This is a genomic window from Rhizobium sp. C104 (assembly GCF_022354505.1).
GTDB classification, from domain to species: domain Bacteria; phylum Pseudomonadota; class Alphaproteobacteria; order Rhizobiales; family Rhizobiaceae; genus Rhizobium; species Rhizobium redzepovicii.
In genome coordinates this window covers 199,255-213,818 of record NZ_CP092352.1, presented here as the reverse complement: position 1 = coordinate 213,818, position 14,564 = coordinate 199,255, and the positions used below count along the sequence as shown (strand labels likewise).

Here is a 14,564-nt window from a genome sequence, read left to right as displayed (position 1 = left end):
GTTCCGGCGGTGCGTGACCTCCTCACCACCGAATTAGCGGCCGGATGTAACCGCGACATCCCTCCCAGCTCTCGGGCCTTCGGAGCAGGACGGATAGGTCCGGGAATTTCACAACCCCACGTCTACTTACTCCATAAGGATATTTTCATGAAGCATATGCGCAATCTCCGCCTGATGATGGCAAGCACTGCCTTCCTGGCCCTCGCCGGCCCCTCCTTCGCGCTTGACGGCGCTGATATGATGAAAAAGCTCAATGCCGCTACCAGTGCCGGCGGCACGGTCATCACCTTCGAAAAGGCTGATGTCGATGGCGATACGGTAACCGCGACGGGCGTCCAGGTGGGATATGCAAACCTGCCCGGCGACACTTTGAAGATCGGCGAGCTCACCTTCGAGGGCGTCGAGGAGACCGAAGGCGGCGGCTATCACGCCAAAACCGTCTCTTTCCCGGATATCGACATGAGCCAGGAAGAAGGCCGCTTTTCCGCAAAGGACATCGAGATCGCGGGCCTCACGATTCCGGCCAATGCCACGGGCGAGACGCTGAACGACATCCTCCTTTATGAAACGGTCAGCACCGGGCCGATCGCTCTCAACATCAAGGGCAAGGACGTGTTTGCCATCGAGGGCATCGAGTTCGAACCTCGAGCGCCAGGATGGCGGCTTTACTTATGACGCCAATGTCGCTGGCCTTAAAGCCGACCTGTCGCAGGTCGAGGATGCGAGCGCGAAGGACGCCATCGAGAAACTCGGGCTGACCACGATCGACGGCACGGTGACGATGAAGGGCAGCTGGGAAGTCGATAGCGGCAAGATCGCTGTCGACGAATACGCTTTCGACTTCAAGAATATCGGCCGGCTGAATATCGCCGTCGACTTCTCCGGCTACACGCTGGCCTTCGTCAAGTCGCTGCAGGAAGCGGTGAAGACCGCCGAGGCCAATCCGAACAAGGAAGAGGCCAACCAGGCCGTCGGCCTTGCGATGTTGGGACTGATGCAGCAGCTGACGTTCAACAGCGCCTCGATCCGTTTCGACGATGCCTCGATCACCAAGAAGGCACTCGACTATGCCGGCGCCCAACAGGGCGTCACGGGCGACCAGCTGACGCAATCGCTGAAAGGCCTTGTGCCGATCATGATGGCGCAGCTCAACCTGCCGGAGCTGCAGAACCAGGTGTCGGCTGCCGTCAACACCTATCTCGACGGGCCGAAGAACCTGACGGTCAGCGCAGCACCGGAAAAGCCCGTTCCATTTCCGATGATCATCGGCGCCGCCATGGGTGCGCCGAACACCATTCCGTCGGTCCTTGGCGTCAAGGTCACAGCGAACGACTAAGCTGGCGCGCCAGCAGCTGGAGGCGGGTTCGGACCTGCCTCCAGCTCCATTTCCCCAGCCGAGATTCGGCGATTTCCTGGAATTGCTCTACAGCTCGTCGCTGCGACGCCTCACGGCGTGCTTCAGCGCGATCATGTGTCTTCGCCGCTCCAGCATATAATCGGCATAGCCGACGCAGAAAAACAGCAACGTTGGGCCGGCGTAGATGATGATCAGGGCCAATGCGATAAGGATGAATGCGGTCGTCATGATCTTGTTTCCATCATATTGGTCGTGCCGCATTTAAAGCGGCGACAGCGGATAGGCCCTCATCTCGGCTTTCCCTGTCCTTATTTGATAAAAATTCGCCGGCTTCCTATTCGTTCCGTCCCCGATCGATTTCCATTCGCGCCGCGGAGGCGAAGCGCGGCCTTTCCTCCCGCATCGCCGCCGTTACGCGCTTCAGCAGCGGGACCGACAGCAAATCCTCCAGCAAAACCGAAAGCTTCGGCTTCCAGTTCGGATAGCTGTCGCTGGTGCCCGGAATATTGGTCGGCGCTTTCTCGTCGGTGAGATCGGCAAGCCGCACCGATGTCAGAAGCGATGGAGTGCGCGCAATGAAACGATAGGCGCTCACCGTCAGATCTTGCAAGGCTTCCTGGCTTGCCCGCGCCGCCGTGAGCCGGGGCGGCACGTCGAGGCCCGCGGCGTTGAAGACCGCTTTCAGATACCTCCGCTCGCGCCTGCGGTGTTTGAGATGTTCTTCGGTGATATCGGGCGGCACGATACCGTGTTCACAGCGATCCTGAATGTCGGCGCCGCGCCACCAGCCGGCAAGCGTTTGGTGGTCATGCGTCGAAATGCAGGCGAGCGCGAGGACCGGATAGGCATTGGCGGGCTTGAAGCCCTTCTCATCCTGTTCATAGGAAAGGATCCGGTAGGAGAGAATGCCGGCGGTAGCCAGATCCTCTTGCAAGCCTTCGGGAATCATTCCAAGGGACTCCCCTATGACAAGGCATCGATGTTCGGCGGAAACCTCGGCGAGGATCTGCAACAGCCGGTCCTCGGGATAGCGGACGTAGGCGCCGCTATCCGGCCTGCTGCCTAACGGAACCAGGAAAAGGCGGCGGATCGCCGGGGCGTGATCAATACGAATGGCGCCGGCGTAGCGCATGGCGGTGCCGACCATGCGCCGGTAAGGCGACATCTCCCCTCCGGCAATTTCGGACGGCAGGTATCCGGCAAGGTGCCAGTCCTGCCCATCGACGGCGAATGGATCGGGAGGACTGCCGATCGTGGCCTGCGAGACATAGATATCCGGCTCGCTCCACGTCGCCGAGCCGTCGACCGCCTCCCCGACGGCAAGATCGAGATAGAGTCCTATCCTGAGGCCGCCCTTGCGCGCCCGATCTGCCGCCTGCATCAGCTGGCGGTGGGCGAGCCATTGCAGCCACATGTGGAAGCGAACATCATCTGCATGCTCGCGTTCGAAATCGCCGACAGCGTCGCTGTCGAAGCGCTGGAACTCGGCCGGCCATCGTTGCCAGCCGGCGCCCGCCCCGCGCTCGACCATGGACGAGGAGAGGCATTCGAACAGCGCATGCAGCCGAAGGCTGTCGCCGCCATGCGCGACAAATGCGTCGAACTCGGCTTCGTCATCAACACGGCGTTGTCGCCGCGCCGACCAGAGATCACGAAGGGCTTCAAGCTTGGTCCGCGCGACGCCGATGTAATCGACGAGATCGGATTGGCGAAGGCGCTCCAATTCCTGTTCGAGTTCGGAATTGCCGGCAAACCCCGGCACCTGATCGACCGCGATATAGAGCGGGTTGAGATGCTGGCGGCTTGAAGGTTCGTAGGGGCTGCAGCGGTTGGGATCGGCGAGGAACGGCGCGTGAATCGGATTGAGGCCGATGAAATCCGCTCCCAGCGCCCCCGCCAGATCGGCCATATCGGCCAGATCCTGGAAGTCTCCAATACCCCAGTTGCGTGCCGACCGGATCTCGTAGAGCTGCAGACTCATGCCCCAGATCCGGGTATCAGACAGGAAATCCGGAAGAAACGACGCCGGGATCTTCCCTCGCGCCGGCTTCGCTTTCCACTGCGGCGCGCCGGCCTCTTGATCCGCCGTCAATTCAATATTCAATGCCGAGAGTATCTTGCGCTTGGTCGCGGCCGAGATCACCACCTCCCGGTTTTCGGGACTGGGCCTGGTCGGGCTGATGCCGTGGCGGCGGGCGAGTTTGTCGAGTTCTGCGGATTTCATCATTCGACCCTTTCCTCCCACCGCCGTCACGCCTCGCTCAGGCTCCAGATCACTGCCCAGGGCGCCAAACCGCCGCCGTCGCGTCCGCCGAGCCGGAGTATCGTCTCAGCATCGTCCGGCGGCGAGTCGTGCGCTGTCGCCTCGTCGCCGAGGTTGGCGCGCAGGTGAAGATGCCGGCCTTCCGCAAGGGGCCAATCCACTGCGATCGCATGTCCCGCCGAGCGGTAGACAGCGCTTCCGGCCGTCGCGCCTTTCAGCAAAGGAACGATCCTCCGGTGCCGGAGGTCGAGAAGCGTTCTGTAAAAATCGAGCACCTCGGAGGAAGCGCGTTTCGACCAATCCAGTTTGGCCGCAGCGAAGGTCGATGGCGCCGTCGGGTCGAGAAGGTCGTCGGCGTCGAAGCCCGGCAGGCGCGAAAGCTCCTCGCGACGGCCCTTTCTGACCTTCTCGTTCAGCTCCTCGTCGAAATCGCAGAAAAACGGGAAAGGTTCTGCAGCGCCCCATTCCTCGCCCATGAACAGCATCGGAATCTCGGGCGCCAGCAGATAGATTGATATGACGGCTTTGACGGCGTCGGCCGGGCTCGACGCCAACACCCGGTCGCCCAGCGCCCGGTTGCCGATCTGGTCATGGTTCTGGATGAAGGAGATGAAGGCCGTCGGCGGCAGGTGACCGCTCGGCCTGCCGCGGCTTGCCCCCGATAAGGCATCGGTTCGCCCTGGAACACGAAGCCTTCCGCCAGCGCCCGGCCGAGCTTACCGGCGTCGCCGGCGTAATCGGCATAATAGCCGAAGGTTTCACCGGTGGCAGTGATATGCAGCAGATGGTGGACGTCGTCGTTCCACTGGGCGGTGAACAGCTTCGCTTCGCCTTTTTCGTCGCGCTTCAGCAGATCGCTGTCATTCTCCTCGTTTTCGACGATCAGATGAACGTGCCGGTCGCCGGCTGCAGCCCTGACGCGGCGGGCAAGTTCGTGAAGCAAATGCTCGTCGCTATCGTCCTTGATCGCGTGAACGGCATCGAAGCGGAAGCCGTCGAGCCTGAATTCGGTGATCCAGTAGATGGCGTTCTCAATGATAAATTCGCGGATCATCTCCGATCCGTCGCCGTCATAGTTGATGCCGTGGCCCCAGGGTGTCTTGTGATGGTCGGTAAAGAGCGGCGCGTAGGAAGGGATATAATTTCCGTCAGGCCCGAAGTGGTTGTAGACCACATCGAGGAATACCGAGATGCCGCGCTGATGGGCTGCGTCCACCAGCGCCATGAAATCTTCGGGCCGGCCATAACTGCTGTCAGGTGCATAGGGCAGCACGCCGTCATAACCCCAGCTGTAGCGGCCGGGGAATTCGCTGACCGGCATGACCTGCAACGCTGTGACGCCCAACTCCCTGAGATGATCGAGCCGCTCGATCGCGGCTGTGAAAGTCCCCTCCGGCGTGAAGCAGCCGATGTGCATCTCGTAGATGACCATTTCCTCCCACGGCCGGCCGCTCCAGTCGCTCGTCCTCCAGCGATAGGCGGTGAGGTCGACCACTTCGCTCGGGCCATGCGCATCCTGCGGCTGGAACCGCGAGGCGGGATCGGGAATTTCAAGACCGTCCGGCAGAACGAAGCGATAGCGCGTGCCGGCATGGGCATTCGGAACCGTGCATCGATGCCAGCCATCTTCCGCCGTCTGCATCGGCCGCGGATCGGCGCCTTCGATCTTCAACGACACGCTTTCATGCAGGGGAGCCCAGAGCCGAAACAGAATACCCTCTTCAGTGACTGCGGGGCCGAACGTCATATTGGTCAAGGGAAAGCCTTCTGTGAAGAGCATAGGATTTGGGTAACTTTTGCAGGAGCAAAAAGTTTCGTCCGCACGCGGACGCCATCGGGCATCCCTCGTTCAGCAAATGCTGGAAAGAGTATGACTCTATCCATCCCGAGTAGGATTTTATCCTACCGTATGCTATAACTATCCTGCAAAATAGGAGTGCAGCGTATGCGTTCGACGCAACAGATGAGCATCACACTTCCCGTGGAAATGGCGAAGCGAGTCAAGCAGCGGGTGTCCGACGGTGATTACGCCTCGGAAAGCGAAGTCATACGCGAGGGCCTGCGAGCTTTGCAGGAACGCGAGAATGCTGTCGAGCACTGGCTGCGAACTGAAGTCGTGGCCACCTATGATGCCCATAAGGCCGACCCCACAAGGGCCAAGCTTCTCGAAGAAGCCCGGAAGCGGCTCGAAGCACGCATGGACGAAATCGATCGGGAAGACGACTGATGAAGCGTTGCCATATGTCAAAACGCAACCAGTGGCTTGGTGAAAGCTCCGGACACTAAATTTGAAAGCCGCGCTTATGTTGTACAGCGATCAGCCGTGATGCGAAGATGACGACTATGGTCCACACTTTCAGCTTTGCCTCAATGTTTCTTATACTCGGGCTGTATACACCTGATCTGCCAGAGGACTTTTCCATAAAGTCGCTCGACTCCGTCGAAATTAAATGCCCCGGTTTTGGAAAAACTTCATCCGACGCGGTGCTTGTTGTGGAGTGCGATGGAAGCAAGCGGACGTTAAGACTTCGCGAAGAGCTTAAACTTTGACGGCAGTTCCTACATTAGAAATCCAGACACTCATGCAAAGGAAATATTGTCGGAGGTCGGCAAGATTATAAATGAGGATTTAAATATAGAACGTCGCCATCTGACATTTTGCGATCCAACGGTAGACACTCTCGGCAGATGCAAGACAGTTTACACTCTGAGTGGCACGAGGGATTTTGATGAGGCAGCTTTGGCGATAAACCCCAGAGATAATAAAATGGATAGCTTTTCATACTTTCTGATCGTCTCCTGGGAGGTAGGCAAATAGAAAGTGGAAATGCTCCAACTCCACCCGTTCGGGTTCAACCTCATCCAAGATTTCGACCGCACTCCGCCGCTGCGTTTCGACCGTCACGCCGCCGCGACTTTGCCCGAGAGTGCCTTGTCCATCGCCGCCTGAAGCTGTTCCTGGGTGAAGGGTTTGGTCATCCGGAGCATCCGGCCGAGGCCGTGGTCTTCGGAAAATTCGGCATAACCCGAGGCAAGAATAATCGGCAGGCTCGGGAAGGCTGAGCGGAGGTGGCGCGCAAGCTCGGCGCCTGTCATGCCGGGCATCGCATGATCGGTGATGACGAGATCGCAATCTCGTCCGTCAGCGAGGAATTCCAGGGCCTGCGAGGCGGAAGATGCCTCGCGCGGCAGGTGTCCGAGATCCTCCAGCATCGCCACAGTTCCCGTCCGGACAAGCGCATCGTCGTCGACGACGAGAATGGCGAGCGGCCGTGATACCGGGTTTAAGGCTTCCGTCGCAGGAGGCTCGACGGCCGGCTGCGTCTTGACGAAGGCCTCGGCGACGGGCAGCCAAAGGGATACGGTCGTGCCCTTGTCCCTCGCGCTCAATATCTGGATCGAGCCGCCGGATTGCGCCGCCAGGCCATGAACCATCGACAGGCCGAGGCCGGTGCCCTTGCCGACCCCTTTAGTGGTGAAAAACGGTTCGGCAGCGCGAGCGACCGTTGCCTCATCCATGCCCTCGCCATCGTCCGACACCGATATCCTGATGTAATTGCCGCCGGCGAGGCCGGCCGGCCGACCGTCTTCGGCCGCTGCCGCGACAACCGTCACGGCGCCGCCGCTTTCGAGCGCGTCGCGGGCATTGACGAACAGGTTGAGCAGCGCCAGCTCCAACTGGTTGCTATCCACCAGAAGCGGAGCCAGATCCGCCGGAATGCGCTTGTGGATTTCGATGCGCGGCCCCACCGCCTTGGCGAGCAGATCCTCGACGTTTTCGAACAGCCTGAGGAAATCGACCGCCTGCGGCTTCAACTCCTGGCGGCGCGCGAAGGCAAGCAGGCGCTGGGTCAGCGCCGTGCCGCGCTCGGCCGCCTGGATCGCATTCGTCAGCAGGCGTTCGCTGCGTTCATCCGCCGGAAGCCGCTTCTTCAGGAGGCCGAGGCTGCCGAGCACCGCCATCAGAAGGTTGTTGAAGTCGTGCGCCACCCCGCCCGTCAGGTGGCCGATCGTGTCGAGCTTCTGCGCCTCGAACAATTGCGCCAGCGCTTCCTCACGCTCGCGCGTCCTTTGATCGATCCGGTGCTCCAACTCCTCGTTAAGCTCCCGCAGCTGAGCGGCTGAGGCCTCGAGTTCGGCGGTGCGCTGGCGAACCCGAGCCTCCAGTTCGGTATTCAACCGTTCGAGTTCCCGCGTCTTCCTGTAAAGATCGGCAAAGACCCTGACCTTGGCTCTTAGCACCTCAGGCACGATCGGGACGGAGACGTAGTCGACGGCGCCCACCGCATAGCCGCGCAACCGGTCGGGTTCAGCTAGCATCACCGCGGAAACGAAGATGATCGGGGTGTTCTGATAGCGCGGATGCTGCCGGATCATGCCGACCAGCTCGAAGCCATCCTGTTCCGGCATGCAGACATCGACGAGGATCACCGCGATTTCGGTGCGCAGTAGGTGCTCGAAAGCTTCGCGCGCCGATTGCGCCTTGATGAGGTTTTCCTCGAGTTCTTCGAGAATGACCTCGTAGCTCAGAAGTTTCGCAGGCTGGTCGTCGACGAGGAGGATGTTGACGGGGTTCATGACCGGATCCTCAGCGGTGCAGCCACATGCGAAGCGCCGACAGAAGCTGTTCGGTATTGACCGGCTTCGCCAGGTAATCGGATGCACCCGCTTCCAGGCATTTCTCGCGGTCGCCTTTCATCGCCTTCGCCGTCAGCGCCAGGATCGGCAGCCGTCGGAACCGTGGCTCCGAACGGATGACCTGCATCGTCTCGTAGCCGTCCATTCCCGGCATCATGATATCCATGAGCACGATCGCCACCGAAGGCTCGTTGTTGATGACGTCGATGGCTTCGCTGCCGGTCGTGGCCGTCAGTACCCGCATTCCCCGGCGTTCCAGTACGCTGCTCAGCGCAAAGATATTGCGGGCATCGTCGTCGACGAGCAGCACGGTCTCGCCGACGAGATCCTCGTCCGAGCTGTGCAGTTCCTGCAGGGTCGCCTGTTTTGCCGCCGGCAGGTCGGCGACGACCCGGTGTAGGAACAACGCCGTCTCATCGAGGAGACGCTCCGGAGACTCGACGCCCTTCACGACGACGCTTCGGGCCATACTGTGCAGCGTCGCATCTTCTTCAGGGGAAAGCTCTCGACCCGTGAAGACGACCACCGGCACCTCACCGATCTCGGCGTCGTCGCGTATCTGCTCCAGTACATCGAAGCCGGACATGTCAGGCAGCGAAAGGTCGAGCACCACGCAATCCGGCGGATCCTGCCTGAGGGCGGCGAGCGCTTCCGATCCGGAGCCGACACTTGTGATGTCGATGTCGTCATGTCCGAGAAGCGCGGTGACGCTCAGCCGCTCGGCCTCGTTGTCTTCCACCAGCAGCAGATGCTTGCGGCGCGGTTGCGCGTAGGCCTTCAAGCGCGACAGCGCCTTGCCGAGGCCCTCGGGCGTCGTCGGCTTGCTCATGAAGGCGAAGGCGCCGCGGGTGAGCCCATGCTGGCGATCCTCGTCGAGGCTGATGATCTGCACCGGGATATGCCGCGTCTGCGGATTCTGCTTGAGCTGGCTCAGCACCGTCCAGCCGAGCATATCGGGCAGGAAGATGTCGAGCGAGATCGCCGCCGGCCGGTAGTCCTGCGCGAGTGACAGCGCATCGCTGCCACGCATCGCCACCAGAACCTTGAATCCGCTGTCACGGGCAAGATCGACCAGGACACGAGCGTAATGCGCATCGTCCTCGACGACGAGCAGCACCGAATCGCCGGCCGCTATCTGGTGGCGATCGTCTTCCACATGTTCGATGGTCTTCTCGGCGCGGCGGCTGGCTGCCGCCTCGGCGAACTCCACCACATTGGCCGATGGAAGGGACTTCGGCGCAACCGCGCCGGCGCCGACATAGGTGAGCGGCAGATAGAGGACGAAGGTGCTGCCGACGCCCGGCGTGCTGCGCAGCTGAATCTCGCCGCCGAGCAGGTTTGCCAGTTCGCGGCTGATCGCCAGCCCGAGACCGGTGCCGCCATATTTGCGGCTCGTCGAGGCATCCGCCTGCTGGAACGCCTCGAAGATGATGCGTTGTTTTTCCGGCGGAATGCCGATGCCGGTATCGACGACTTCGAAGGCAATGACCGAAGGCGCGTGCCGGAGCGACGGATGATCCGGGGACCAGCCACCCGCCGCCAACGCGACGCGAAGCGTCACACCACCTTGCGCGGTGAATTTGAAGGCGTTCGACAGCAGGTTCTTGAGGATCTGCTGTAGCCGCTTCGAATCCGTGATGATGCTCTTCGTGACATCACCGCCGATCTCGACCGCAAACGACAGGCTCCGGTTTTCCGCCTCGTGACGGAATGGCCGGGCCATCACCTCAAGCAGGTTGCTGACGAAAATCTCCTCGGCATCGACCGAAACCGTTCCGGATTCAATCTTCGACAGGTCGAGGATATCGCTGATCAGGTTCAGAAGGTCGGTTCCGGCGCCATGGATCGTCTTGGCAAATTCGACCTGCTTGCCCGACAGGTTGCCGTCGGGGTTTTCGCCGAGCTGCTGGCCGAGAATGAGGATCGAATTCAAAGGCGTGCGCAGCTCGTGCGACATGTTGGCGAGGAATTCGGATTTGTACTTCGATGTCAGGGCCAGCTCGGTGGCCTTTTCCTCGAGCGCGCGCCGGGCCTGCTCGATCTCCTGGTTCTTCGCCTCGACTTCGACGTTGCGTTCTTCGAGCTGCTGCGCCTTCTGCCCGAGCTGCTCGTTAGTCTGCTGCAGCTCGCGCTGCTGCGTCTGCAGCTCGGCGGCGAGTTTCTGCGACTGCTTGAGTAGGCCTTCGGTCTGCATGGTCGCTTCGATCGAATTGAGGACGATGCCGATCGACGTTGTCAGCTGGTCAAGGAAGGACAGCTGCAGCTCGGTGAATTCGCCGGCGGAGGCAAGCTCGATCACCGCTTTCACCTGCCCCTCAAAATGCACCGGCAGCACGATCGCGCTTCGCGGCAGGGTCGTGAACACGCCGGAACTGATCGGAACGACATTCTCGGGAAGGTCGGTGACAAGAATCCGGCGAGCATCACTGGCGCACTGGCCGACAAGTCCCTGGCCGAAATCGAGCCGCGGCGGATGCGCCGCCTCGACCCCTTGCGCATAGACCGACAGAAGCGACAGGAACGGTTGTTCCTCATCGGCATCGACCTGGTAGATCACTCCCTGATGCGCGCTGACGAGCGGCGCCAGCTCCGACAGCAGCAACTTGCCCACCAGCGTCAGGTCGCGCTGGCCCTGCAGCATATTGGTGAAGCGGGCCAGGTTGGTCTTCAGCCAGTCTTGTTCGGTGTTGCGCTCCGTTGTCAGGCGCAGGTTGTCGATCATCGTGTTGATATTGTCTTTGAGTTCGGCGACTTCACCGCGTGCATCGACCTTGATCGAGCGCGTCAAGTCGCCCTTGGTGACGGCGGTCGCCACCTCGGCAATGGCGCGCACCTGCGTCGTCAGGTTGGCGGCAAGCAGGTTGACGTTGCCGGTCAGATCCTTCCACGTCCCCGCCGTACCTGGCACATTCGCCTGGCCGCCGAGGCGGCCTTCGACGCCCACTTCGCGCGCCACCGTGGTCACCTGATCGGCGAAGGTCGCAAGCGTATTGGTCATGTTGTTGATGGTTTCGGCGAGTGCTGCCACCTCGCCCTTGGAGGCGACGGTGAGGTTCTGCTTGAGGTCGCCGTTCGCCACAGCCGTCACCACCTTGACGATGCCGCGCACCTGTTCGGTCAGGTTGGCGGCCATGACGTTGACGGTGTCGGTCAGGTCCTTCCAGGTGCCGGCGACACCCGGCACCTGCGCCTGGCCGCCGAGCTTGCCTTCGGTGCCGACTTCGCGGGCGACGCGCGTCACTTCACCGGCGAAGGCGTTGAGCTGGTCCACCATGGTGTTGATAGTGTTCTTCAGTTCGAGGATTTCCCCCTTCACGTCGACGGTGATCTTGCGGGAGAGGTCACCGCGCGCCACGGCGGTCGTCACCTCGGCGATGTTTCGAACCTGGGTCGTCAGATTGGCGGCGAGCAGGTTGACGTTGTCGGTCAAGTCCTTCCAGGTGCCGGCGACGCCGGGAACGACGGCCTGACCGCCGAGGCGGCCATCGGTGCCGACTTCGCGCGCCACGCGCGTCACTTCGCCGGCGAAGGAGCGAAGCTGGTCGACCATGGTATTCAACGTATCCTTCAGCAGCAGGATTTCGCCGCGCACGTCGACGGTGATCTTACGCGACAGGTCGCCATTGGCGATCGCGGTCGCCACCTCGGCGATGTTGCGCACCTGCGCCGTCAGATTTCCGGCCATCGAGTTGACGCTGTCCGTCAGGTCCTTCCAGGTGCCGGCGACGCCGGACACCTGCGCCTGGCCACCGAGCTTGCCTTCGGTGCCGACTTCGCGGGCGACGCGCGTCACTTCGCCGGCGAAGGCATTGAGCTGATCCACCATCGTATTGATGGTGTTTTTCAGCTCGAGGATTTCCCCCTTCACGTCGACGGTGATCTTACGCGACAGGTCGCCGCGCGCCACGGCCGTCGTGACTTCGGCGATGTTGCGCACCTGGCCGGTCAGGTTGGAGGCCATGGAATTGACGTTCTCGGTCAGGTCCTTCCAAGTGCCGGCGACACCCGGCACCTGCGCCTGGCCACCGAGCTTGCCTTCGGTGCCGACCTCGCGGGCGACGCGCGTGACTTCTGATGCAAACCGGTTCAGCTGATCGACCATGGTGTTCAGCGTTTCCTTGAGTTCCAGGATTTCCCCCGAAACCGACACGGTGATTTTCTTCGACAAGTCGCCATTGGCAATCGCGGTCGAGACTTCGGCAATATTGCGCACCTGCGCCGTCAGATTGCCCGCCATGGAATTGACGCTGTCGGTCAGGTCCTTCCAGGTGCCGGCGACGCCGAGCACGTTGGCCTGGCCGCCGAGCCGGCCTTCCGTGCCGACCTCGCGCGCCACACGCGTGACTTCACCGGCAAAACCGTTCAACTGATCGACCATCGTGTTGATGGTTTCCTTCAGCTCGAGGATTTCGCCGGACACGGTGACGGTGATCTTCTTCGACAGGTCTCCCTGGGCGACGGCGGTCGCGACTTCGGCGATGTTGCGCACCTGTCCCGTCAGGTTGGAGGCCATGGAATTGACGCTGTCGGTCAGATCCTTCCAGGTGCCGGCAACGCCGCGCACATTGGCCTGGCCGCCGAGCCGGCCCTCGGTTCCGACTTCGCGTGCGACGCGGGTGACTTCCGAGGCGAAGGCGTTCAACTGATCGACCATCGTATTGATGGTTTCCTTCAGCTCCAGGATCTCACCCTTCACGTCGACGGTGATCTTCTTCGACAAGTCGCCATTCGCGATCGCGGTCGAGACTTCGGCGATGTTGCGCACCTGCGCCGTCAGGTTGCCGCCCATCGAGTTGACATTCTCGGTCAGATCCTTCCAGGTGCCGGCGACGCCGCGCACATTGGCCTGGCCGCCGAGCCGGCCCTCGGTGCCGACTTCGCGGGCGACGCGGGTGACTTCCGAAGCAAAGGCGTTCAGCTGATCGACCATCGTGTTGATGGTCTCCTTCAGCTCGAGAATTTCCCCCGACACCGTCACCGTGATCTTCTTCGACAGGTCGCCATTGGCGATCGCGGTCGAGACCTCGGCGATGTTGCGCACCTGCGCGGTGAGGTTGGAAGCCATGGAATTGACGTTGTCGGTCAAGTCCTTCCAGGTGCCGGCGACGCCGGGCACCTGCGCCTGGCCACCAAGCCGGCCTTCCGTGCCGACTTCACGCGCCACGCGCGTCACCTCGCCGGCAAAGCCGTTCAGCTGGTCGACCATCGTGTTGATGGTTTCCTTCAGCTCGAGGATTTCGCCCGAGACGTCGACGGTGATCTTGCGTGACAGGTCACCGCGCGCCACGGCCGTCGTCACCTGGGCGATGTTGCGCACCTGCGCCGTCAGGTTGCCGCACATGGCGTTGACGGAGTCGGTTAGGTCTTTCCAGGTACCGGCGACACCCGGCACCAGCGCCTGGCCGCCGAGCTTGCCTTCGGTGCCGACCTCGCGGGCCACGCGCGTCACTTCCGAGGCGAAGGAGCGCAACTGGTCGACCATCGTGTTGATGGCTTCCTTGAGCTGCAGGATCTCGCCGCGCACGTCGACGGTGATCTTCTTGGAAAGGTCGCCGTTGGCAACGGCGATCGTCACCTCCGCGATGTTGCGCACCTGCGCCGTCAGGTTCGACGCCATCGAGTTGACGCTTTCGGTCAAGTCCTTCCAGACGCCGGTCACTTCAGGCACTTGCGCCTGCCCGCCGAGTTTTCCGTCCGTGCCGACCTCGCGGGCAACGCGCGTCACCTCGGAGGTGAAGACGCTCAGCTGCTTGATCATCGTGTTGACGATATCGGCCGAGCGCAGGAATTCGCCTTTGAGCGCCCGGCCGTCGACGTCGAGGGGGACGGTCTGCAGCAGATCGCCCTTGGCGACCGCGGTGATCGTCCGGGTGACGGCCGTCGTCGGCCACAGGAGATCGTCGATCAGGCCGTTGATCGATCCCTCCATCTCCGACCAGGAACCATCCGACAGGCCGAAGCGCACGCGCGTGCTCGTGCGCCCGTCGCGACCGACAACCTGGCCGACATGTTCCAGTTGCTGGGCCATGCGCTGATTGCCGGCGATAATGTCGTTGAGGGCATCGGCGATCTTGCCGGTGACGCCGGTCAGATCCGACCGCATCCGCACCGAAAAGTCGCCGCGCCTGACCGCGACAAGGACCTCCAGGAGCGCGCTGGCATCGTCGAATGCCATGGTTTTGTGGTCGTGGCCATTGAGGCTGTCTGCCGCGACGCTGTCGCGCGCGCGTTCACTGGTTTGGTTGCTCACGAAAATCCCCCTCTTCGACGACTGGTAATTTAGTGCTCAACGCGGAAAATGGTATG

The 14,564-nt window shown here is 61.7% G+C and carries 5 protein-coding genes and 2 pseudogenes; 2 read left to right on the top strand and 5 right to left on the bottom strand.

The window, feature by feature from the left end; all coding sequences use genetic code 11:
- Positions 1–147 precede the first annotated feature (147 nt).
- Positions 148–1,336: pseudogene (locus MF410_RS29075) on the top strand (hypothetical protein).
- An 87-nt stretch (positions 1,337–1,423) separates the two neighbouring features.
- Here the strand turns inward: MF410_RS29075 and MF410_RS29070 are convergent.
- The 3 genes and pseudogenes from MF410_RS29070 to treZ form a co-directional block, all read right to left on the bottom strand.
- Entirely contained in the window at positions 1,424–1,585 is a 162-nt protein-coding gene (locus tag MF410_RS29070) for a hypothetical protein (RefSeq protein WP_003591297.1), read from the bottom strand.
- 106 nt (positions 1,586–1,691) lie between these two features.
- Positions 1,692–3,581 (bottom strand): 4-alpha-glucanotransferase, encoded by a 1,890-nt coding sequence (gene malQ, locus MF410_RS29065; protein ID WP_239621022.1) that lies wholly within the window; start codon positions 3,579–3,581, stop codon positions 1,692–1,694.
- A gap of 26 nt (positions 3,582–3,607) precedes the next feature.
- Positions 3,608–5,400: pseudogene (treZ, locus tag MF410_RS29060) on the bottom strand (malto-oligosyltrehalose trehalohydrolase).
- A 165-nt stretch (positions 5,401–5,565) separates the two neighbouring features.
- Here treZ and MF410_RS29055 point away from each other — a divergent pair.
- Positions 5,566–5,847, top strand: a complete 282-nt coding sequence (locus MF410_RS29055; RefSeq protein WP_097628058.1) for a type II toxin-antitoxin system ParD family antitoxin — start codon at positions 5,566–5,568, stop codon at positions 5,845–5,847.
- A gap of 674 nt (positions 5,848–6,521) precedes the next feature.
- Here MF410_RS29055 and MF410_RS29050 read toward each other — a convergent pair.
- Positions 6,522–8,198: a response regulator gene (locus MF410_RS29050; protein WP_097628060.1), complete on the bottom strand. Its 1,677-nt coding sequence runs from the start codon at positions 8,196–8,198 to the stop codon at positions 6,522–6,524.
- Between the two features lie 10 nt (positions 8,199–8,208).
- Positions 8,209–14,508 (bottom strand): HAMP domain-containing protein, encoded by a 6,300-nt coding sequence (locus tag MF410_RS29045; protein ID WP_097628061.1) that lies wholly within the window; start codon positions 14,506–14,508, stop codon positions 8,209–8,211.
- Positions 14,509–14,564 lie beyond the last annotated feature (56 nt).